Origin of the sequence: Aquimarina sp. MMG015 (genome assembly GCF_018100855.1) — a bacterium.
In the GTDB taxonomy this organism is placed as follows: domain Bacteria; phylum Bacteroidota; class Bacteroidia; order Flavobacteriales; family Flavobacteriaceae; genus Aquimarina; species Aquimarina latercula.
The window spans coordinates 43,796-66,025 of record NZ_JAGJEB010000007.1; the positions used below are offsets into that span (position 1 = coordinate 43,796).

The 22,230-nt window shown below is 32.8% G+C and carries 19 protein-coding genes; 7 read left to right on the top strand and 12 right to left on the bottom strand.

Going from position 1 to position 22,230, the window contains the following annotated elements:
- The first annotated feature begins 13 nt into the window (after positions 1–13).
- The 5 genes from J8L88_RS14345 to J8L88_RS14365 are packed head-to-tail and all read left to right on the top strand — an operon-like array spanning position 14 to position 5,278.
- The gene (locus J8L88_RS14345) at positions 14–1,000 is read left to right on the top strand and encodes a sugar phosphate isomerase/epimerase (RefSeq protein ID WP_118385598.1); all 987 of its coding nucleotides are present in this window, start codon (positions 14–16) and stop codon (positions 998–1,000) included.
- Positions 1,001–1,018: 18 nt separating this feature from the next.
- Positions 1,019–2,251 carry an MFS transporter gene (locus J8L88_RS14350; RefSeq protein ID WP_027391999.1) on the top strand — a complete coding sequence of 411 codons (1,233 nt, stop codon included), beginning with the start codon at positions 1,019–1,021 and terminating at the stop codon, positions 2,249–2,251.
- 2 nt (positions 2,252–2,253) lie between these two features.
- Entirely contained in the window at positions 2,254–3,399 is a 1,146-nt protein-coding gene (locus tag J8L88_RS14355) for a Gfo/Idh/MocA family protein (protein WP_027392000.1), read from the top strand.
- Positions 3,400–3,405: 6 nt separating this feature from the next.
- Positions 3,406–4,458 (top strand): sugar phosphate isomerase/epimerase, encoded by a 1,053-nt coding sequence (locus J8L88_RS14360; RefSeq protein WP_118385596.1) that lies wholly within the window; start codon positions 3,406–3,408, stop codon positions 4,456–4,458.
- Between the two features lie 16 nt (positions 4,459–4,474).
- Complete coding sequence (locus tag J8L88_RS14365) at positions 4,475–5,278, top strand: DUF1080 domain-containing protein (protein ID WP_211061056.1); 804 nt, start codon at positions 4,475–4,477, stop codon at positions 5,276–5,278.
- On the opposite strand, the gene J8L88_RS14370 is transcribed toward J8L88_RS14365, so the two are convergent.
- The 12 genes from J8L88_RS14370 to J8L88_RS14425 all read right to left on the bottom strand — a co-directional run bounded on the left by J8L88_RS14370 (position 5,279) and on the right by J8L88_RS14425 (position 17,099).
- Positions 5,279–6,160, bottom strand: coding sequence for a carbohydrate kinase (locus J8L88_RS14370; RefSeq protein WP_035084520.1), 882 nt, complete (start codon positions 6,158–6,160; stop codon positions 5,279–5,281). It lies immediately after the preceding gene.
- A gap of 169 nt (positions 6,161–6,329) precedes the next feature.
- Positions 6,330–7,607, bottom strand: coding sequence for an argininosuccinate lyase (gene argH, locus J8L88_RS14375; RefSeq protein ID WP_211061057.1), 1,278 nt, complete (start codon positions 7,605–7,607; stop codon positions 6,330–6,332).
- The gene (locus J8L88_RS14380) at positions 7,604–8,668 is read right to left on the bottom strand and encodes a M20 family metallo-hydrolase (RefSeq protein ID WP_211061058.1); all 1,065 of its coding nucleotides are present in this window, start codon (positions 8,666–8,668) and stop codon (positions 7,604–7,606) included. Before J8L88_RS14380 ends, argH begins: the two co-directional genes overlap by 4 nt.
- A gap of 2 nt (positions 8,669–8,670) precedes the next feature.
- Positions 8,671–9,453, bottom strand: a complete 783-nt coding sequence (argB, locus tag J8L88_RS14385; protein ID WP_211061059.1) for an acetylglutamate kinase — start codon at positions 9,451–9,453, stop codon at positions 8,671–8,673.
- Entirely contained in the window at positions 9,450–10,400 is a 951-nt protein-coding gene (locus tag J8L88_RS14390) for an N-acetylornithine carbamoyltransferase (protein WP_211061060.1), read from the bottom strand. The genes argB and J8L88_RS14390 overlap by 4 nt, the downstream gene beginning before the upstream one ends.
- A complete protein-coding gene (proB, locus tag J8L88_RS14395; RefSeq protein WP_118385591.1) occupies positions 10,393–11,181 on the bottom strand; it encodes a glutamate 5-kinase in 789 nt (262 codons plus the stop codon). Before proB ends, J8L88_RS14390 begins: the two co-directional genes overlap by 8 nt.
- Positions 11,165–12,361 carry a glutamate-5-semialdehyde dehydrogenase gene (locus tag J8L88_RS14400; protein ID WP_211061061.1) on the bottom strand — a complete coding sequence of 399 codons (1,197 nt, stop codon included), beginning with the start codon at positions 12,359–12,361 and terminating at the stop codon, positions 11,165–11,167. Before J8L88_RS14400 ends, proB begins: the two co-directional genes overlap by 17 nt.
- Positions 12,362–12,363: 2 nt before the next feature.
- A complete protein-coding gene (locus J8L88_RS14405) occupies positions 12,364–13,503 on the bottom strand; it encodes an aspartate aminotransferase family protein (protein WP_027392010.1) in 1,140 nt (379 codons plus the stop codon).
- A 6-nt stretch (positions 13,504–13,509) separates the two neighbouring features.
- Positions 13,510–14,304, bottom strand: a complete 795-nt coding sequence (proC, locus tag J8L88_RS14410) for a pyrroline-5-carboxylate reductase (RefSeq protein WP_211061062.1) — start codon at positions 14,302–14,304, stop codon at positions 13,510–13,512.
- Between the two features lies 1 nt (position 14,305).
- Positions 14,306–15,283, bottom strand: coding sequence for an N-acetyl-gamma-glutamyl-phosphate reductase (argC, locus tag J8L88_RS14415; RefSeq protein ID WP_118385588.1), 978 nt, complete (start codon positions 15,281–15,283; stop codon positions 14,306–14,308).
- Positions 15,280–16,470: an argininosuccinate synthase gene (locus tag J8L88_RS14420; RefSeq protein WP_118385587.1), complete on the bottom strand. Its 1,191-nt coding sequence runs from the start codon at positions 16,468–16,470 to the stop codon at positions 15,280–15,282. Before J8L88_RS14420 ends, argC begins: the two co-directional genes overlap by 4 nt.
- Positions 16,458–17,099 (bottom strand): GNAT family N-acetyltransferase, encoded by a 642-nt coding sequence (locus J8L88_RS14425; RefSeq protein ID WP_118385586.1) that lies wholly within the window; start codon positions 17,097–17,099, stop codon positions 16,458–16,460. Before J8L88_RS14425 ends, J8L88_RS14420 begins: the two co-directional genes overlap by 13 nt.
- A gap of 889 nt (positions 17,100–17,988) precedes the next feature.
- Here J8L88_RS14425 and J8L88_RS14430 point away from each other — a divergent pair.
- Together J8L88_RS14430 and J8L88_RS14435 are read left to right on the top strand one after the other, a co-directional pair.
- Positions 17,989–18,702, top strand: a complete 714-nt coding sequence (locus J8L88_RS14430) for a FadR/GntR family transcriptional regulator (protein ID WP_118385585.1) — start codon at positions 17,989–17,991, stop codon at positions 18,700–18,702.
- A gap of 325 nt (positions 18,703–19,027) precedes the next feature.
- Entirely contained in the window at positions 19,028–22,174 is a 3,147-nt protein-coding gene (locus J8L88_RS14435; RefSeq protein ID WP_211061063.1) for a SusC/RagA family TonB-linked outer membrane protein, read from the top strand.
- Positions 22,175–22,230: the final 56 nt, after the last annotated feature.

A 22,230-nucleotide genomic window follows, 5' to 3' on the forward strand; every position in this document is an offset into this window, starting at 1 on the left:
TAAACTTAAAATTATGTACAAAACCATCCTTAAAGGGCTTTTATGCTTGCTAATCATTAGCTCCTGTAAGAAAACTACTAAAGAAAATACAACAATCGAACAAGAAGAAGAAAAAATCATAGAAGAGCCAAAAGAATCAGTACCTTTTTTCGAACTATCACTAGCGCAATGGTCACTTCATAAAGAAATACAATCTGGGAAATTAAATCCCATGGATTTTGCAAAAAAAGCAAAAGAGTTAGGTTTTTCTGGAGTAGAATACGTTAGTCAATTATATTCATACAAGGATGCAAAAGATCCTAAACTAGCATTACAACAACTTTTGGATTCTTTAAAATCAGAAAGTAACAAACATAATGTACAGAACCTTCTGATTATGGTAGATGGAGAAGGAGACTTAGCGGTAATTGACGAAAAAGAACGAAATCAAACTGTAGAAAATCATAAGAAATGGGTAGATGCAGCTCAGTTTTTAGGATGTCACTCGATACGAGTAAATTTATTCGGTACAAATGATCCAAAAAAATGGGTAGAAGTTGCTACCGATGGGTTGACTAAATTATCAGAATATGCGGCTACTAAAGATATCAACGTAATTGTAGAAAATCACGGATATCTTTCTTCTAATGGCTCTTTACTTGCAGAAGTGATGCGAAATGTAAACAAACCAAATTGTGGTACGTTGCCTGATTTTGGTAATTTTTGTTTAGAACGCGAAGGAGGCGAACGATGGGGAGCTAAATGTGTTAAAGAATATCCTAAATACAAAGGAACTGAAGAATTAATGCCATTCGCAAAAGGAGTAAGTGCTAAATCCTATGATTTTGACGAAAATGGAAATGAGACTACCATAGACTACAAAAAAATGTTAGAGATTGTTAAAGCATCAGGATATCAAGGGTATATCGGTGTAGAATATGAAGGTGATCGATTAAGTGAAATTGATGGAATTATCGCTACGCGTGATTTATTAATTAGCCTTTCTAAACAACTAAATTAACCAACTACTATACTAACTATGAATAAATTTATTCAGTTTCAGTTATCCTTACTAATGTTCTTAGAATTCTTTATTTGGGGTGGCTGGTTTGTAACCATGGGTATTTATTTACCAAATTCTTTAAACACAAGTGGCGGAGAAATAGCTATGGCATATTCTACGCAATCTTGGGGAGCTATTATTGCTCCATTCATCATTGGGCTAATTGCTGATCGTTTTTTTAATGCAGAACGTATCTTAGGAGTACTACATCTTATCGGAGCAGTCTTAATGTATCAAATGGCGAATGCTACGGATTTTTCTATTTTCTATCCATATGTATTAGGTTATATGATTGCCTATATGCCAACACTTGCTCTAGTAAACTCTGTATCATTTAATCAAATGACAGATCCTGCAAAACAGTTTTCATTTGTACGAGTTTTTGGAACTATAGGATGGATTATTGCAGGTCTTGTGATTAGCTATGTCTTTCATTGGGATTCCGCAGAAGGGGTTGCTAATGGAATGCTAAAAAACACCTTTCTAATGACTGCTATAGCCTCTGCTATCCTTGGCGTATTTAGTTTCACTTTACCTAAAACACCACCTAAAATTGGTAAAGATCAAAAAGTAACAATTTCAGATATTTTAGGATTAGATGCAATAAAGCTTTTAAAAGATAAAAACTTCTTAATGTTTTTCTTAGCATCCATACTTATATGTATTCCTCTTGCATTTTATTATCAGCATGCTGGGCAATTTTTAGGAGAAATAGGTGTTGCAAATCCGGCTGCAAAAATGACCATTGGTCAAATATCTGAAGTACTATTTATGTTACTTCTACCATTTTTCTTTAAAAAATTTGGATTCAAAAAAACAATATTAGTAGGAATGTTAGCTTGGACAATTAGATATTTATTATTTGCCTATGGTAATTCAGGAGAGCTTGCTTTTATGCTTATTGTTGGTATTGCCTTACACGGTATTTGTTATGATTTCTTCTTTGTTTCGGGACAGATTTATACCGATTCTAAAGCTGGAGAAAAGTTCAAAAGTGCCGCGCAAGGCCTTATTACTCTAGCTACCTACGGATTAGGAATGTTAATTGGATTTTATGTTGCAGGAAAAATTACGGATACAAACCTGATTTCTGAAGGGCAGCATAATTGGAATAGCATTTGGATATTCCCAGCTATTTTTGCTGCTACAGTAATGATACTATTTGCTGTTTTCTTCAAAAACGAAAAAATAGAATATAAAGAAAACTAATTATGTCAAAACTTAAAATGGGAATGGTCGGTGGTGGCACTGGATCATTCATTGGTGATGTTCATCGCAAAGCCGCTGGTATTGATGGGATGATTGAATTAGTTTGCGGAGCTTTTTCTTCTAGTAAAGAAAAAAGCCTTATCTCGGGAAAAGAACTAGGGATATCAGATAAAAGAATATACGGCGACTTTGAAGAAATGATTGTTGAAGAAGCAAAGCTTCCAGAAGAAGAACGAATGGATTTTGTAGCTATTGTTACTCCTAATCATATGCATTTTCCACCCGCAAAAATGGCTTTAGAACATGGATTTCATGTAATTTGTGATAAACCTCTTTCTCTAACATTAGATGAAGCAATTGAATTAGAAAAAGTAGTCACTTCTTCCGGAAAAGTATTTGCATTGACACATAACTATACCGGGTATCCAATGGTGAAGCAAGCAAAAACTATGATTGCGAAGGGAGATCTGGGAAACATCCGAAAAATCAATGCTCATTATTTACAAGGATGGCTTTCTACTGCGGTAGAAAAAACCGGTCAAAAACAAGCTGCGTGGAGAGTAGATCCTAAACGTTCTGGTATTGGCGGTGCTTTAGGAGATATTGGAACGCACGCAGAGAATTTAATAGAATATATATCAGACATTAAAATTAGTTCTATTGCGGCCGACCTTACGGCTTTTGGGGATGGACGAAGTCTAGATGATGATGGTAATATATTATTACGATTTGAAAATGGTGCTAAGGGAATCATGTCTTTTTCTCAAATTGCAACTGGAGAAGAGAATAACTTAGGTATTAAAGTCTATGGTACTAAAGGTAGTATAGAATGGTATCAAGAAAATCCAAATCAGCTTATTGTAAAATGGCTAGATCAACCCAAACAAATATATACTCCTGGCGGTAATGGAACATATCCAGAATCATCAGAATATGTTAGGATTCCGGCAGGACATCCAGAAGGATATTTAGAAGGATTTGCAACAATTTACAGAAGCTTTGCCAAAGAATTAATAAATTTCAAGAGTAAAAAGAGGATTTCTCAGCATTTAGATTTCCCAACAGTTATTGATGGTGTTAGAGGGATGAAATTCATCTATGCTGCTGTAGAAAGCAGTAAAAATAATGCTAGCTGGACTAAAATTTAAAAAATTATGAAAACGATAAAAGGACCGGCAGTATTTCTTGCACAGTTCATGGATGATAAAGAACCATTTAATTCATTAGATGGATTATGCAAATGGGCATCTGATTTAGGATATAAAGGAATACAAATACCCACTTGGGAAACTCGGTTAATTGATCTAAACACTGCAGCAGAAAGCCAAACATACTGCGATGAATTAAAAGGTAAAATAGCCGATTATGGTTTAGAGATAACGGAATTATCTTCACATCTTCAAGGACAGCTAGTTGCAGTGCATCCTGCTTATGATTTAATGTTTGATAACTTTGCACCTGATAATTGCAAAAATAATCCTAAAAAACGTACAGAATGGGCTGTTAATCAAGTTAAGAATGCAGCAACCGCTAGCAATAGACTAGGAATTAAGGCACACGGCACATTCTCAGGTGCATTATTATGGCATACCATGCATCCATGGCCGCAACGTCCAGCAGGATTAGTAGAAATGGGGTTTGAAGAATTAGCTAAACGTTGGTTACCTATACTTAATCATTTTGATGAACAAGGTGTAGATGTTTGCTATGAAATTCATCCTGGTGAAGATTTACACGATGGAATTACTTTTGAAAGATTCCTAGAAGCAACAGGAAATCATAAACGCGTAAATATATTATATGATCCTAGTCATTTTGTTTTACAACAATTAGATTATATAGAGTATATTGATCATTATCATGAATTTATAAAAGCTTTCCACGTAAAAGATTCAGAATTTAATCCTACAGGAAAAAAAGGAGTTTTTGGAGGATATAGTGATTGGATAGATCGAGCTGGACGCTATCGCTCTCCTGGAGATGGACAAATTGATTTTAAAACAATATTCTCTAAACTGACGCAATATGGTTGTGATGTTTGGGCAGTTATGGAATGGGAATGTTGTATCAAATCCCCTGAGCAAGGAGCCAAAGAGGGCGCCCCATTTATTCAAAATCATATTATAGAAGCCACCGAGAAAGCTTTTGATGATTTTGCTGGAGCAGAAATCGATAAAGAACAACTAAAAAAAATATTAGGACTATAACCAACAGAACATCATTATGAACAAAATCATATATCCACTTTTAATTTGCGCTATCATTTTTTCCTGTAATGAACAAAAAAAGGAAGTAAACACTGTCTCTAAGATGGATACTGCAAAAGATGAACAACCTCCTACCCCTAAAAAAGAAATCACCGATCCTAAAGAAACTGAGGTATGGGAACCAGAACCTAAAGCAATTTCTTTTGATAAAACCAATATTCCTTCAGATGCAATTATACTTTTTAACGGAGAAAACTTAAGTCAATGGATCTCGACAAAAGATAGCACTACTGCCGGATGGACAATCAATACTGATAAAACAATGACGGTAAAACCCGGGACGGGAGATATTCAGACGAAAAATAATTTTGGAAGTGTCCAATTACATCTAGAATGGAAAGCTCCTAATATTGTAGAAGGAGAAGGCCAAGGAAGAGGAAATAGTGGCGTGTTTTTTCAAAATAAATATGAAATACAAATTCTGGACAGTTATCAAAATCGTACCTATTCTAACGGACAAGCTACTTCTATTTATAAACAACATATACCTTTAGTAAATGCTACCAAACCGAATGATCAATGGCAGACGTATGACATTATATTTCATCAACCAGAATTTACAAATGGTAAAAAAGTGAAATCAGGATCATTTACTGTAATTCACAATGGAGTCTTAGTACAAGATCATGTAGAAATATTAGGTAGTACAGAATATATTGGTCCTCCTAAAAATGTTCCACATGGCAAAGGGCCTATAAAATTACAAGATCATAGTAATCCAGTACACTATCGAAATATTTGGATTAGAGAATTGAATTAACTATTGACTTTTTATAAAATCCTGAACCTCTCTATCACTAAAAACAGGATTAGCACCTGCGCTACCCGCTACCATAGCTCCGATCGCACAAGCATAATTTACAGATAATTGAGGTTCATTTTTTTCTACTAATTTAGATATTAACGTTGCTAAAAAAGAATCTCCTGCACCAACAGTATCTACTACTTTTATAGTATATCCATCATTATGATAAAAAGAATTATTATAATATAGCGTTGCTCCTTTTCCTCCCTTGGTAATACAAATTTGAGAAGTATTGGTATATGCCGCAATTGACTTAATCTGCTCTTCGAGAGTGGATTCTTTTATTCCAAAATGAATACAGATCTCATCCAATTCTTCATCATTCAACTTAATAAAGTCTGCTCTTTTCATTAAATCATTAAGTAACTGTGCGTCGTAATGTGGTGGTCGAAGGTTGACGTCTAAAATTTTAAACTTGGCTTTATTAAGAAGTTTAAACAAAGTATTTCTTGAAACATTATTTCTAGCTGCTAAACTTCCAAAAATAAAAGCATCCGAAATATTCACTTCTTCATCCGCTTTTTGAGTATTTTCTATAAAATCCCAAGCAACCGGACGACTAATCTCATAGGAGGCTGTTCCTTCTTTATCTAAAGAAACCAAAACTTCTCCAGTATGATATTGATAATCCTTTTGAATCGTATCTAACGATAATCCCTGTTTATTTATATATTGGATAATGTCTTCCCCTAAGTCATCGTTTCCTACTTTAGTAATAATCGAAGCATCTATCCCTATAGTTTTTAATCGTAAAGCAACGTTTAACGGTGCTCCTCCAATTTTTTTATGATTAGGAAATATATCCCAAAGCACTTCTCCGAAACAGGTGATTTTCATGATTTTTAAATTTAAACTAATATATTAATTATTAAAGTATCGTACATAAAAAACAACCCTCAGCGGTTAACTACTCCGCTGAGGGTCTAGGTTGAAGCTAAAAAAATTAAACTAACTCAACTTACACTCAATTAACTGCTCCAACTTCTCTTATATACTTTATATCTATTTAAACAGATTCTAGCTTTTTCTTTATATCATCTAAACACAAATTATTAATACTACCTAAATGACTATGCTTTGTATTCTTCTCTGGCTTATAATTGCCATTTTCAATATCTAATCCTATTTTTACATAGGCATCTCTAAAGGACATTCCTTTCATCACTAATTCATTTAATGTGTCTACACTAAACAAATAATCATATTTATTATCATCTAATATTGTTTCATTAATCTTCACATTTTTCAAAGCATAGATAGCCATTTCTAATGATGCCTTCAGGTCCTGAATTGCAGGGACAATTCCTTCTTTAAGTAATTGTAAATCTCTATGATATCCGCTAGGTAAATTATTAGTCAATAAACTTAATTCATAAGGTAATGCTTGAATTTTATTACACTTCCCTCTAATTAGCTCAAATACATCAGGATTCTTCTTATGTGGCATAATACTAGAACCAGTTGTAAATTCTGAAGGGATACTCATAAAATCAAAATTCTGACTCATATATAAGCAAACATCCATCGCCAGTTTAGATAATGTTCCTGCCACACTACTCATTGCAAAAGCTGTAGACTTTTCGGATTTGCCTCTACTCATCTGAGCTGCAACTACATTATATTTTAAGATTTCAAAACCAAGTTCTTTAGTAGTGAATTCTCTATCTATAGGAAATGAACTCCCATATCCTGCTGCACTCCCTAATGGGTTTTGATCTACAACTTTTAATGCTGCATTTATAAAATGTAAATCATCTACAAAACTCTCTGCATAGGCAGAAAACCAAAGTCCAAATGAAGATGGCATCGCAATCTGAAGATGCGTATATCCCGGTAACAAAACTTCTTTATATAATTCTGCAGCATCTAATAAATTCTCAGACAACTCTTTAATTTGGGATTTTATTTGCAATAATTCATCTTTCAAGTATAAATGCATTGCTACTAATACCTGATCATTTCTAGATCTAGCAGTATGAATTCTCTTTCCAGCATCTCCAATTTTTTTTGTTAGTTCGAATTCAATCTTAGAATGTACATCTTCAAATTGATCTTCAATTATAAAAGTCCCATCTTCGATCTGCTCAGCCAATATTTTTAGTTCTATTTCAATTGTAGAAATATCCTTATCAGTCAGTAATTCTATCTTGTGTAACATCTTAGCATGTGCTAATGTCGCTCGAACATCATATTTAGCTATTACTAAATCTAATTGTCTATCGTTACCGACAGTAAACAAATCTATTTTTTGATCTGTTGGTAATCCTTTATCCCAAAGTTTCATACTATTCCTTCTAAAATTTTAATATACAGCTCTACGCCCTCCTTAATCTCATCTACATAAATAAATTCGTCAGCCGAATGCGATCTTGTAGAATCTCCAGGACCTAGTTTTAAAGATGGACAACTTAACACCGATTGATCCGAAAGTGTCGGCGAACCGTAGGTCGTTCTCTCTAAAACAATTCCTGATTTTACAATTGCATGATCTTTTGGTATTGATGAGGAACCTAAATGCAAGGATCTAGGTTGTACCTCGACATTATTTGGCATTGCTTGTTTAACTATTTCTAAAACCTCTTGATTTTTATATTTATCATTCACCCTAATATCAATTACAAGATTACAATGAGATGGAACCACATTATGTTGATTTCCTGCATTGATTTGGGTAACGGTCATTTTAACTTCTCCTAAAGTTTCAGATCCATTTTCAAACGTATAATTCTTAAACCATTCAATTACTTCTAGTGTATTATAAATAGCATTATCATCATTAGGATGTGCTGCATGACTAGCTGTACCTTTTACAGATACATCCAATACCAACAAGCCTTTTTCTGCAATTGCTAATTGCATCAATGTTGGCTCTCCAACAACTGCAAATTCTACATTTTTTAGATACTTCAGAATACTTTTCAACCCTAAAGGCCCACTACTCTCTTCTTCTGCGGAAGCTGCAATTACAAAATTATATTTTAAGTCATCTCGATCATAGAAATAGGTAAATGTAGCAATTAATGACACCAAAGAGCCTCCCGCATCATTGCTCCCTAATCCATATAATTTACCGTCTTCGACAAATGCTTTAAAAGGGTCATTGGTATAATTACCATTAGGCTTTACAGTATCATGATGAGAGTTTAATAATATTGTAGGTTTGGTTTCATCAAAATTTTTGTTGTATGCCCAAATATTATTGTTCTCTCTTTCAAAAGGAATATTATATTTATTAAACCAATCTTCTATCAACAATGCTGTTTCTTCTTCTTCTGAAGAAAAAGATTGAGTTTCGATCAGTTCATGTAATAGCTCAATAGCTTTATTCGTTAGTTCTTGTATCATTTTTATAGACTTAAAGTCGTATGTTTTATCGTATTATCTTTTATAAAATCTGCATTTGCTATATGTACTTTACGTACGTTCTTTTGTAATGCATCAAAACAGTTCTTCAATTTTGGTAACATCCCATCCGAAATTGCCTCGGAATCTCTTAGCTCTGTATACTTCTCTAAATCAATATATTCAATAACAGATTCTTTATCATCTATGTCCTCCAAAACTCCTTTCAATTCAAAACAATAAAATAATGACACATCAAAATATGTTCCCATTGCTGAAGCAACTTCTGAGGCAATGGTATCCGCATTAGTATTAAATAATTGACCATTCTTATCGTGTGTTACAGCACAAAAAACTGGTGTTATTCCTAATTCCAAAAACCCTTTGATAGTCTTACCACTTACATTTGTAACATCACCAACATATCCATAATCAACAAATTGTGGAGCTCTTTTATCCGCAACAATTACATTTGCATCTGCACCTGTTAACCCTAACGCATTACAATTATATTTTTGCAAGCCAGAAACGATGGTCTTATTCAATAAACCTGCGTATGTCATTACTACAATATCTAAATTATCCGAAGAAGTAATTCTACGACCATCGATCATTTCCGTCTTAACTCCTAATTTTGAAGCTAACTTCGTTGCTGATTTACCACCACCATGAATCAATATTTTGGGCTCTTCAATTTTTGAAAAATCTTCCAAAAATGAATCCAAAACATGTTTGTCTTCGATAATATTACCGCCAATCTTAGCTACTAACAATTTTTGTTTTTTCATCCCTTAGTTTTTTCTAGAATTTTCTTTAAAACCAATTGAGCAGCATATGTTCTATTATTTGCCTGTTCTATCACAATGGAATTATCACTATCAATTACCGCATCATCTACAACTACATTTCTTCTTACTGGTAAGCAATGCATGAACTTAGCATTATTAGTTAATTTCATTTTTTCTTCAGTAATTTTCCAGTTTTGATCCTGAGATGTTTTTCCATACTCGGCATATGAGCTCCAGTTTTTTACATACACAAAATCTGCGTCTTTCAATGCATTTTCTTGATTGTAATCAATGGGCACCTCATTAGTAATATGATTGGCTAACTCAAATCCCACAGGGTGGGTAATTACAAAATCTGCTTCCATTTGCTGCACCATTTCTACAAAAGAATTTGCAACTGCCTGCGGTAAGGCTTTCGGATGCGGTGCCCATGATAATACAATCTTTGGTTTATGTATTGGTTTATTTTCCGTGATCGTTATTGCATCAGTTAATGCTTGTAGAGGATGACCAGTTGCACTTTCCATATTAACTACAGGAATAGTTGCATGTACCATAAAATTTTTTAGTACATTTTCTTTATAATCATCTTCTCTATTTTCTAGTTTAGCAAATGCTCTAATTGCTAATACATCACAATATTGAGAGACTACTTGGGCTGCTTCTTTTACGTGTTCAGAATTACCTTGATCCATTACTGTACCATCACCATATTCCAGAGACCAACCTTCTCCCGTAAAATTCATTACAATTACATTCATCCCCAAGTTTAAAGCAGCTTTTTGAGTACTTAAACGCGTACGTAAACTAGGATTAAAAAACAACAAACCTATTGTTTTATCAGCTCCTAAAATCTTATTAGATAAAGGGTTTTGTTTTAATTCAATCGCTTCATTCACCCAAGTATAAAGTGAATCAACATCTTTTATTGAAAAGTAATTATTCATTATACACTGCTTTAACTATTTTGGTAAAAGGAACTTTCTTATCTATCGCATCTACCATAAAATTATCTTCTAACCCATTTACAATCCAAGTTTCTATGGCTTCATTTTGGGTAATACTCGCTGCCTGCACTTTGGATTGCATTCCTCCAGTTCCGTGTGTAGAGATAGAGGAAACAATTTCATCCGCTAATTCTTTCATATCATACACCTCATCTATTGTTTTAAAGGTTTCATTCTCTATTGATTCTTTAGTACAAATACCATTGGTATTTGTAGCTATCACTAATAAATCTACTTCTAATAAACAAGCTGTCAATGCTGCCAATTTATCATTGTCTCCAAATTTAATTTCATCAGTAGCTACAGTATCATTTTCATTAATGATAGGTATGTAATTATTAGCCAATAATACATTTATTGTATTTACTATATTTCTCTTAGATTGTTCTCTTTCAAAATCGGAGTAAGACAATAAACATTGGGATGTTAGTAATCCAAGATCTCTAAAACTTTCTTGAAAAATCCTCATTAAATGAGGCTGTCCAATAGATGCCAATGCTTGTTTTACATTAATTTCTTTCCCATTACTTTCTAAATTCACAAATTGTTTAGCCACAGCAATAGCACCAGAACTAACAATTACAAATTCATATGCATCTTGTAAAGCAACAATCTGTTTACCTATATCTTCTATCTTACCTCTAGATATATGATCTGTTCCTTTGGTTAAAACATTAGACCCTATCTTTAGTACGATACGCTTTTTATCTGATCTGTCCATCACCATGTATATACCATTTATTAGTAACCAAATGCTGTAATCCTATTGGACCTCTTTGATGCAATTTATCTGTACTTATTGCTAATTCTCCTCCTAAACCTAATTGAAAACCATCGGTAAATCTTGTAGAAGCATTATGATATACTGCGGCGCAATCTACGTTGGTCATAAAAGTCTCAGCTTCTATCTGATTTCTTGTAATAATTGCTGCAGAATGTCCCCCGCTATATTCATTTATTGTAGAAATTGCTTCTTGCGCATTCTCTGTTTCTCCAATAACTATCTTATAATCCAAAAATTCTTCTTGCCAAATACTGTTATCAGATATAGGTAAAACTTCTTCATATTTGGATAAAGAAGTATCCCCTAATATTTCTACATTGAAATTTTTAAGAGTTGTAATAAGGTTTTTCACGAAATCTTCCTTATTAGGAAGATTCTTATCAATTAGAACTTTATCCACTGCATTACATGCTGAAATTTTATCAGTTTTTCCATTAATAATATTATCCAAAGCCAATGCCTTATCCGCTTCATTATGGACATAGACAAAGTTATTACCTCTTCCACTAACAATTACAGGGCAAGTAGCGTGTTCCTTTACAAATGCAATTAATCTTTCTCCTCCTCTAGGGACAATTAAATCCACATTTTGCGTTGGTTTTTCCAGAAAAGATTGTGTCTCTAGTCTATTATAATTTAAGTATGTAATCCAATCTAAAGAGATAGTCTCTTCCTTTAGTGCTTGATGCCAAAGTTTTGCTATTGCAAGATTAGAGTGTAAGGATTCTTTTCCTCCTTTTAGTAAAATTTTATTTCCTGATTTAAATGCAATTCCAGCTGCTTCAACTGTTACATCTGGTCTTGATTCATAAATAATCAATACTGTCCCAAAAGGTGCTGTTTTATTGTACACTTGCATACCATTATCATGAGTAAATCGGAATCGCTCTACCCCAATTGGATCTTCTTGATATGCCAATTGCTTGAGAGCAGCAATCATCACTTCAATTTTATGGTCATCCACTTTTAAACGGTCACGCATTGCAAGATCACTCCCTTGATAAGATTTAAGATCTATAAGATTTTCATTTAGTATTTCATCCCGGTTTTGATCCACTAAAATTGCCATCTTTTTCAATACTGAATTTCTTTGTGATATATCTAACACTATGCTCATAATCATATCTTTTGTAACACCAAAATATCTTGTAACGCTTTAATGAATTGGTCTATTTCAGATTTTCCAATTGTTAGTGGCGGGAGTATTCTTAACAACTTCTTATTCATCGCTCCACCAGTAAAAATATGCTGATCATAGATCAGTTTTTTTCTAAGGTCTCCTACTTCAAACTCAAATTCTAAACCTAACATTAGCCCTCTACCTTTTACTTTTTTGACTCCAGGAAGACGAAGTGCTTGAGAAACAAAATAATCACCAGTTAGTCTAGCATTATCTATTAAGTTTTCTGTCTCTAATATTTCTAAAACCGAAGATGCTGCTATACAAGCAAGATGATTTCCGCCAAAAGTTGTACCCAACAACCCATAACTAGGTTTTATATGTGGTGCTATCATAATTCCACCTATAGGAAAACCATTTCCCATACCTTTAGCAATTGAGATAATATCTGGAGTAATTCCATGATGCTGATGTCCAAAGAATTTACCTGTCCTTCCGAATCCAGCTTGTACTTCATCTAGAATAAGAACTACGTTGTTTTCTTTACACAACTCTTCTAATCCCTTAAAGAATTCAGTAGTTCCTTCATCTAAACCTCCAACTCCTTGTATAGGTTCTATAATTACGGCACATACATCTCCTTTTTTTAATTCAGTTTTTACAACTTCTAAATTATTTAATGGTAAAAAAGTAACTTTTTGTTGTTGATTTAAAGGAGCATTGATCTTTTCATTATCTGTCGCAGCAACTGCTGCAGAAGTCCTACCGTGAAAACCATTCTGAAAAGAAACAACTCTCGATTTCCCTGTGTAAAAAGAAGCCAATTTTAATGCGTTTTCATTTGCTTCAGCTCCAGAATTACATAAAAACAACTGGTACTCTTTGTATCCAGATAATTGGCCTAGTTTATTTGCCAATTCTGATTGCAAACTATTATGAACAGCATTCGAATAAAACCCGATTTTTTCTATTTGTTCTTTTAATCTTTTAACATAATGTGGATGCCCGTGACCTACTGAAATTACTGCATGTCCTCCGTATAAATCCAAATATTCTACACCATTTTTATCAATAACAATACTGTCATGCGCACTAACAGGTTCGACATCATAAAGTGGGTATACATCAAATAGTTTCATAGCACTTTATTTTATAGTATTAATTTTCTCATAAGAAGCCATTACCCCTTTTATAACGGATGAGCTCAATCCCTGATGCTCCATTTCATTTAACCCTTCTATTGTACATCCTTGTGGCGTAGTCACTTTATCAATTTCTCGTTCTGGATGGGTACCATTTTCCGCCACCAGGGTTGCCGCACCTATGGCTGTTTGCACTGCTATTATCTGGGCTTCGTGTGGATGAAATCCCATCTGGATTCCTCCTTGTATCATTGCTCTAAGAAATCTTAAAAAGAAGGCGATCCCACTAGCTCCAAGAACAGTCGCCGCTTGCATCAGTCTTTCTTCAATTACTAAGGTCTCTCCAATAGTGTTAAACATCTTTTCTACAACCAATAATTCTTCTTTAACATTATCATTAGCTGCAATACAAGTCATCGATAATTTTTTTGACGCTCCAGTGTTGGGCATTACCCGAACTACTTTATTACTAGGAACTACCTCATTAATTTCTTCAATAGAAGTACCTGTAACTGTTGAAATTAATATTTGATCATTACTTAATACATCTTTAATCTCTTGTAAAACAGCATTCAACTGTCGAGGTTGCACACATAAGATTACCCATTTAACATCTTTTATAGAAGTAATAATATCTTGCGATGTTGATACACTTAGCTTTTCTTCTACTTCTTTTAAATTATATTTTGATTTATCTACTACGATAATATTTTTCGCTTCAAATAAATCACTATTTGCCAATCCAGATATTATAGATTTACCTAGATTACCTCCTCCTATGATCGTTATTTTATTCATCTTAAAATGCACTTGCTTTTAATTCTAAACCTATTTTTTCTTCTAATCCAAACATTAGATTCATATTATGAATTGCCTGTCCAGAAGCTCCTTTAATCAAATTATCAATCACAGAAGTAATTAATAACATCCCATCTTTTTTAGTAACATGAATAATACATTTATTTGTATTTACTACTTGCTTCAAATAAATTTCTTGATCTGATATAACTGTAAATTTTGCATCCTTATAAAAAGAATTGTAAAGTTCTTTAGCCTCTTCTTCGGATCCGTCATATCTAGTATACATTGTAGCATAAATCCCTTTACTGAAATTACCTCTGTTGGGAATAAAGAAAATTGGAGATTCAAAACTAGTTTGCAATTGTTTTATACTCTGATGAATCTCATCCAAATGTTGATGTGTAAAAACCTTATAACTAGAAAAATTATTATCTCTCCAACTAAAATGTGTAGTACCGCCAGGCATTACTCCAGCTCCCGTACTCCCAGTAGTAGCATTTACGTGAACGGTATCTATTAATTTACCCGAAAATGCAAGTGGTAATAAACTTAATTGAATGGCTGTTGCGAAACATCCTGGGTTTGCTATGTACTGCGCAGACATGATTTTGTCCTTTTGTAATTCTGGCAAACCATATACGAAATCTTTATTTTGAAATTTATGATCCCTCTCTAACCTAAAATCATTTCCTAAATCAATGATTTTGGTGGTCTCAGAAAATGTATTTGTTTCTAAAAAAGCTCTAGATCTTCCATGCCCAAGGCACAAAAACAAAACGTCTACATTTGGATTGATTGTATCTGTAAATGAAAGAGTGATATCTCCTAATAAATCAACATGCTGTTTACTAACAGGTACACCTGCATTAGTCGTGCTAAACACAAAATCTAAATCAACTTCTGGATGGTGAACCAACAATCTTAATAATTCACCAGCTGTATATCCAGACCCTCCTATAATTCCTACTTTTATCATGACTCACTAGGATTTACATTGTGATATATCTTATTTGCATTCCCATAGATTTTTATAAAACCTTTAGCATCATCAGAAGTCCAAGAATTATTCATCTCACCATACTGACCAAAATCCGATTTCATCATATCAAACTCTGACTCGATTCCTTCTAAAGTAAAATGATAAGGTTTTAATTTTACGATTACGTCACCTGTAACTGATTTCTGAGAATCATCGAGAAATACTTCAATATTTCGCATTACAGGATCCAAATAATTACCTTCATGCAATAACATACCATACCAATTAGCTAATTGTTCTTTCCAATATTGTTGCCACTTTGTCAACACATGCTTTTCAAGTAAATGATGGGCTTTGATTATTACCAGAGGTGCTGCTGCTTCAAAACCAACTCTTCCTTTTATACCTATAATAGTATCTCCTACATGAATATCTCTACCTATAGCAAAGGCGCTTGCTAATTCTTCTAACTTCTGAATGTTTTTAACTGGTTCATCTTTGATTCCATCTAAACCAATTAATTCTCCTTTTTCAAAATTTAACGTGATCGTTTCTTCTGTTTCTTTTTTCAGTTGACTTGGATATGCATCCTCTGGCAAAGCATTTTTAGATGTAAGTGTCTCTTTACCTCCTACACTCGTTCCCCAAATACCCTTATTTATAGAATATTGCGCCTTTTCCCAACTATAGTGTACCTGATGTTTTTTAAGAAATTCTACTTCTTCTTGTCTAGAAAGTTTTAAATCTCTTATAGGAGTAATAATTTCAATTTCTGGAGCCAATGTCTGAAAAATCATATCAAATCTAATCTGATCATTTCCTGCACCCGTACTTCCGTGCGCGATATATTTTGCTCCAACTTTTTTTGCGTAATTAATTACTTCAATTGCCTGAAAAATTCTTTCAGCGCTTACAGACAAAGGATATGTATTATTTTTTAATACATTACCAAAGATTAGATATTTAATAGCTTTCTGATAAAACTCGTTTAATATTGTTTTATTTACATGAGAACTACTTCCTAACTCATACGCTCTTTTTTCGGTTTGTATGAGCTCTTCATCAGAAAATCCGCCTGTGTTTACTAATATTGTATGAACTTCTAATTTTTTTTCATGAATTAAATATTTTACACAATACGAGGTATCCAAACCTCCACTATATGCTACTACTACTTTTTCCATAACAACAACTGTTTATTGCTTGCTAGCATTGTTTGTTTTATTTTCTTTAATCTTTTTAATACTTTTTTATCGTACCATTTTTCTTTTTTCTTCACTTCAGTAGAAGGGTCATATAACATACCAGTGCATAAACACATTTTATGATCTTTAGCTTTTAATATATCGTAGTTTGTACAAGTCTTACATCCAGCCCAAAATTTAGGATCATTGGTTAATTCTGAAAATGTAACTGGTTTATATCCTAAATCTGAATTTATTTTCATCACGGCTAGTCCTGTAGTAATTCCAAAAACTTTAGAATCAGGATATTTTTTTAAAGAATAATTAAAAGTAAATTCTTTGATTCTTTTGGCTAATCCCTGATTTCTATAATCGGGATGTACAATAAGACCTGAATGCGCAACATATTTTTCATGACCCCAAACCTCTATATAACAAAAGCCTGCAAACGTTCCATTACACAATGCTATAATTGCATTTCCATTTTCCATCTTTCCTTTAACATAATCAGGTGTTCGTTTAGCAATACCGGTACCTCTTACTTTAGCAGAATCCGATATTACATCACAAATCTCCTGAGCGTATTCAAGATGATCATTAGTGGCTATGATTATTTCTATCTGTTTCATCCGTTTGTTTCTATAACTCTTTCTTAATGCCAGATGCAATTATGAACAACTTTTCTATTGATAAAAATTCATTTTGTACATGAATTATAAATATCAAAAAAGTGTCAATACTTAAAATTTAAAAGATATGATTCCTGAGAAGATGCGAATGTAGTTTATGTCAAAAACCAATTATAAAAGAATATTCTTTTAAAAGGAATTAATAACTAAATCGAAAAAAGGAATGTTTTTCTAAGGGAAGTAGGACGCACCTACTTCATAATAATTTTAAACCCCCAAGGGGCGACGAAAACGGCGTATAGATGATATATTAATATCAACTGATTTGTTCAAGGATTGAACTTTAACTTCTCTAATAATAAATGTTGGCGTTTTCATAATAGTAACTCTAAATCGTCGGCCGTAGCCCCTTTCGTTAACTAGATGGTACAATATTACGCAAAAATAATTTCTAGTTTGAAATAAAAAAACCAATTTATCAAAGAATTATCATTTTAATAAAATCAACATCCCAATTCCTTATAAATCCTAAAAAAACAATAATAAATTTACATTTTACTCATTATTAATGATTTAATAATACCTTAAAACAAAATATAATTTATGATGATTAAATAAATAATTTGTTCAACTACATAATATAATAGGTAATAATTCTAAAAAAACCGAACTAAAGGGGTATCACAACAAGCTACCCCATAAATAAATATGTAGTTTATAAAATACCGATATCACAAAACGAAAAGCATATAGAATGTGTTTTTAGTTAAAAAACATTACTTTTTTTAAACTTTCATAAGATTTTTAACATATAAATTTTGTGATAATAAAAAAAAACAATACTTTTGGTTAACCAGATTGGTCAACCAGTTAAAATCAAACCCAGTATATGCGATTAAAAACAGAGAAGGAAACGGAAGTTATATCCAACTCCAAGAAAGGTTCCGAAGATATAATTATTTCTAAAATTAGGGAATTAATTGTTTCTAAGCAACTTGAACCGGGTGATAAGCTTCCTGCAGAAAGAGTTCTTGCCGAAAAGTTAGGTGTAAGTAGGAATCAATTACGCCAAGCAATTCAACGATTAGAATTCTATGGGTTGGTTAAAAAATATCCCCAAAGTGGGACAAGAGTATCGAATATAGGAGTTACCGCACTTAACGGAATGATGACTGATATTTTACAATTACAAGAACCTGATTTTAAATCCTTGGTAGAAACAAGATTGATACTGGAAACAAATGCTGTAAGATTAGCTGCCACAAGAAGATCAGATGAACATTTACGTCAAATACAAGCAGCACATGAAGCCTACAGTGAAAAAGCAATTAATGGTCTAAATGCGGTAGAGGAAGATTTAATGTTTCACCTTAAACTTTCTGAAGCTAGTGGCAATAGTGTTATTAACTCTTTAATGTTAGTAATTACTCCAGAAATCATTACCCACTTTGTTGCCAACAAAGTTTGTAATAAAGATGAAAATCATTTATTAATTAAAGAACATCAAGCTATTATAGATGCCATTATAGATAAAGATCCAGATAGAGCGGTTGCTAAACTAGAAGAGCACTTTAAAGATTTATATAAATTTTGTTATGATTAAGAAAATCAAAAAAAATAAAGGAAATAAATCTAATACCAATCGAATATGTAACACAAACAATAAAAACTAAAAAAAGGGACAGCTACCACACTAATCCCTTTATTTTCGAAACTTTACTTAGTTTAAAAAGTAAAATCATTACTATAATTACTTATAGATAGATAAAAACAAAGATATAAAAAATAGATAAACGTCATTCCGTTTATGATTTTTTATGATTTGTTTATAAAGTAAGTAATTACAAAAAATAGGTTTTGCTTTTAAAATTGAAAACAAATCAATTAATGATTTAAACTAAAGCATTAAAAAACAAAAATAATTACTTATGTATTTCAAAAAGATTATAGCAGTCTTCCTGATTGTTCTATCTCATTGTACGTTGCTTGCTCAAGATAGCATTACATTAGAAGGAACAGTAACTTCTCGGGAAGATGGAATACCAATACCGGGAGTTAATGTATTGATATTGAAATCCAATACGGGAACTACTACGGATTTTGATGGATTTTATCAACTTAAGGTAAACAAAGGTGATGTCGTTTCATTCTCTTTTACCGGAAAGAAAACCATAACAGTGGCAATCGATAATCAAACTACACTTGATATTGCTCTAGAAGAAGAGGCATCCGAACTAGAACAAGTTGTCGTTATAGGATATGGAGTTCAGAAGAAATCTAGTTTAACAGCTTCTGTATCCAAATTAGAAAACACCAATTTAGATGAATTGCCTTATTCTGATGTTTCTAATAGTATAAAAGGTAAAATTGCCGGAGTTCAGATTAGAAATACCACTGGTAATGTTGGTGATGAACCAGAAATAATAGTAAGAGGTATTGGATCTATAAGTCTTAGTTCTGCTCCACTTGTTGTTGTTGATGGATTCCCTTTTGATGATGGACTTCAATTTATAAATCCAAGTACCATAGAATCTATAGAAGTATTGAAAGATGCGAGTTCTACGGCAATATATGGATCCAGAGGAGCGAATGGTGTTATCCTTATAACTACTAAAGAAGGAAAAGCAGAAAAAACTTCTTTTGAGTTCAAATCCCTCTCAGGTTTTAAACAAGCTGCAAGAAGTATTGATATCATAGATGCAATTGCATTCTCTGACTTAGACCGAAGTAGAGATCAATTAGTAGAAAATTTTAATGCTCAGCAAGAAAATAGAGAACCTAATTTTGTAAATTATGATAATGTTCAAATAGGAAAAAGAACCATTGCTCAAAACATTGGTGGTCCTACTAACTGGCAAGATGAAGCATTGAGAAACCCTGCTAGGATTGACAATTATCAGTTAAATGTTTATGGAGGTGGAAGCAGAACAAACTATTTAATATCTGCAAACTATATTTATAACGAAGGACTTAGAAAAGATAATGATTTAGAAAGATTAAACTTATCAGCTAGACTTAAATCTAAATTGTCAGACAACTTAAGTTTTGATTTAAAAATAAATCCTTCTTATACACTTACAAGAAGATCTTCTATTAATTTTACAGATACAGGAAGATATGAAACTTGGATTCCTGTTAGACATAATCAATATACATCCGATTTAACAGGACAACCTGTCGGAAGTTTTGCACACGCTTTACATTTTAGAAACCTTAATTTTGATTATGTAGATCCAGTAACTGGTTTAACAGAAAATACAGGTAATATAGAAAACCTATGGTCTTCATCTAACTTTAATCCTATATCTAGACAAGAAGCCAGCAGACGTAATCGTTTTGAATATAGATTACTTGCTAATGGTTCTGTGAAATGGAAAATAGCTCGAGGGCTTACTTTAAGATCTTCATTAGGTGGTTATGTGAGATACCGTACAGGAGAAGAATATTTTGGTTCAGATGGTGATAGAGATGGAGAAACAGAAGGAATTTTAGCAGATCAACTTACTGTTAAGTACATAAATGAGAATACATTAAACTACAACAGAGATTTTAATGGTCATGATATTGGATTATTATTAGGTATTACCTATGAGAATACGACAGAACGTCTTAGCAACCTTAGAATAACTAATTTTGATGATGAAACTATAACGACTCTTAACGGTGGAACAATTATAGATCTAGATAATACATTTACTTTAAAAGATAAAACCGTATTATCTTCATACTTAGGAAGGATTAATTATGCTTATAAAGATCGTTACTTAGTATCTTTAGCAGGAAGAGCCGATGGCTTCAATAAGTTTGGAAAAAACAACAAATATGGATTTTTTCCTTCTGTATCGGTAGGATGGAATGTAGCTAACGAGAATTTCTGGAGAAATAGCATTGGTAATACAGTTAATAACCTAAAGTTAAGGTCTAGTTGGGGAATTAGTGGATCTGCTCCTGCCCTATTTGATTTCTTAGCACCAACCATAGTAGATTTCGGAAATTACAGTATAGGAAATACTGGTGGTGTAACAACGGGACAAGGTGAAGTAGACTTTTTACAAGGAAACCCTGATATTACCTGGGAAACAAACACTGAATTTAATAATGGTATAGATCTAGGTCTTTTCAATGGCGCTGTAAACCTTACTGTAGATTATTATTATAAATTATCTGAAAAACTTCTCTTAAGACAACAAATTTCTAATTCAACTGGTTTTGATGAGCAATGGAATAATATTGGAAAAGTTCAAAACTCAGGATGGGAATTTGATTTATCTACAAATCTTGGAAGAGGAAAATTAAAATGGCAAGGAAGTGCTAATATCTCATTTAATGAAAATAAACTTATTTCATTCGGTGGATCTGAAAGAATAATTAACAATGGAGAGCGGACTGATCAATATATTACTCGTGTAGGAGAACCATATATTCAATTTTATGGATATCAAACTGATGGTATTTTTCAGAATGCCGAGGATTTAGCGAATAGTCCAAGTGGTATTGCTGATGCAGTTGGAGGACTTAAAAGAGTAGATGTAAATGGTGATGGAGTTATTAATGAAGATGACAGAACTGTAATTGGTGATCCATTTCCTGACTTTATTTGGGGTTTCACTAACACATTTACATACGGAAACTTAGATCTTAATTTCTCTTTCCAGGGATCTCAAGGAGGTGAAGTTGTTTGGGGTGAAGCATTTTATAATGAAGTTGCTCGATATGGAGCTACATATGCAGAGGACCAATGGTTTAATGAAAATATCCCTGCTAGCAGACCTGGAATTAGAATTGGTGTTCCATGGTTAGAAACAGACTATGCTGTTCAAGATGCTTCTTATATATCATTAAGAGAAGTAGTACTAGGATACTCTATACCTACTCATTCGACTAAGAAAATGGGATTAGAAAAAATGAGAATTTATATCTCTGGACAAAATTTATGGTATCAAGCTGCAGATGATTATTTAGGTAATAATCCTGAAGGGAACACAGATAGAAACAATGTTTTAATCAGAGGGTATCAAAGAGGAGTTACACCAGTGCAAAGGCAACTAGCACTTGGATTAGATATCAATTTCTAAAAAGCAATTAATGATAGTCTATTTCATTTTTAATTAGCAAAAGCTAATCCTAATAA

Bases quoted from the DNA above. Each gene is read 5' to 3' on its own strand.
- J8L88_RS14345 (WP_118385598.1), top strand. From the start codon at position 14: ATGTACAAAACCATCCTTAAAGGGCTTTTATGCTTGCTAATCATTAGC.
- J8L88_RS14350 (WP_027391999.1), top strand. From the start codon at position 1,019: ATGAATAAATTTATTCAGTTTCAGTTATCCTTACTAATGTTCTTAGAA.
- J8L88_RS14355 (WP_027392000.1), top strand. From the start codon at position 2,254: ATGTCAAAACTTAAAATGGGAATGGTCGGTGGTGGCACTGGATCATTC.
- J8L88_RS14360 (WP_118385596.1), top strand. From the start codon at position 3,406: ATGAAAACGATAAAAGGACCGGCAGTATTTCTTGCACAGTTCATGGAT.
- J8L88_RS14365 (WP_211061056.1), top strand. From the start codon at position 4,475: ATGAACAAAATCATATATCCACTTTTAATTTGCGCTATCATTTTTTCC.
- J8L88_RS14370 (WP_035084520.1), bottom strand. From the start codon at position 6,160: ATGAAAATCACCTGTTTCGGAGAAGTGCTTTGGGATATATTTCCTAAT.
- argH (WP_211061057.1), bottom strand. From the start codon at position 7,607: ATGAAACTTTGGGATAAAGGATTACCAACAGATCAAAAAATAGATTTG.
- J8L88_RS14380 (WP_211061058.1), bottom strand. From the start codon at position 8,668: ATGATACAAGAACTAACGAATAAAGCTATTGAGCTATTACATGAACTG.
- argB (WP_211061059.1), bottom strand. From the start codon at position 9,453: ATGAAAAAACAAAAATTGTTAGTAGCTAAGATTGGCGGTAATATTATC.
- J8L88_RS14390 (WP_211061060.1), bottom strand. From the start codon at position 10,400: ATGAATAATTACTTTTCAATAAAAGATGTTGATTCACTTTATACTTGG.
- proB (WP_118385591.1), bottom strand. From the start codon at position 11,181: ATGGACAGATCAGATAAAAAGCGTATCGTACTAAAGATAGGGTCTAAT.
- J8L88_RS14400 (WP_211061061.1), bottom strand. From the start codon at position 12,361: ATGAGCATAGTGTTAGATATATCACAAAGAAATTCAGTATTGAAAAAG.
- J8L88_RS14405 (WP_027392010.1), bottom strand. From the start codon at position 13,503: ATGAAACTATTTGATGTATACCCACTTTATGATGTCGAACCTGTTAGT.
- proC (WP_211061062.1), bottom strand. From the start codon at position 14,304: ATGAATAAAATAACGATCATAGGAGGAGGTAATCTAGGTAAATCTATA.
- argC (WP_118385588.1), bottom strand. From the start codon at position 15,283: ATGATAAAAGTAGGAATTATAGGAGGGTCTGGATATACAGCTGGTGAA.
- J8L88_RS14420 (WP_118385587.1), bottom strand. From the start codon at position 16,470: ATGGAAAAAGTAGTAGTAGCATATAGTGGAGGTTTGGATACCTCGTAT.
- J8L88_RS14425 (WP_118385586.1), bottom strand. From the start codon at position 17,099: ATGAAACAGATAGAAATAATCATAGCCACTAATGATCATCTTGAATAC.
- J8L88_RS14430 (WP_118385585.1), top strand. From the start codon at position 17,989: ATGCGATTAAAAACAGAGAAGGAAACGGAAGTTATATCCAACTCCAAG.
- J8L88_RS14435 (WP_211061063.1), top strand. From the start codon at position 19,028: ATGTATTTCAAAAAGATTATAGCAGTCTTCCTGATTGTTCTATCTCAT.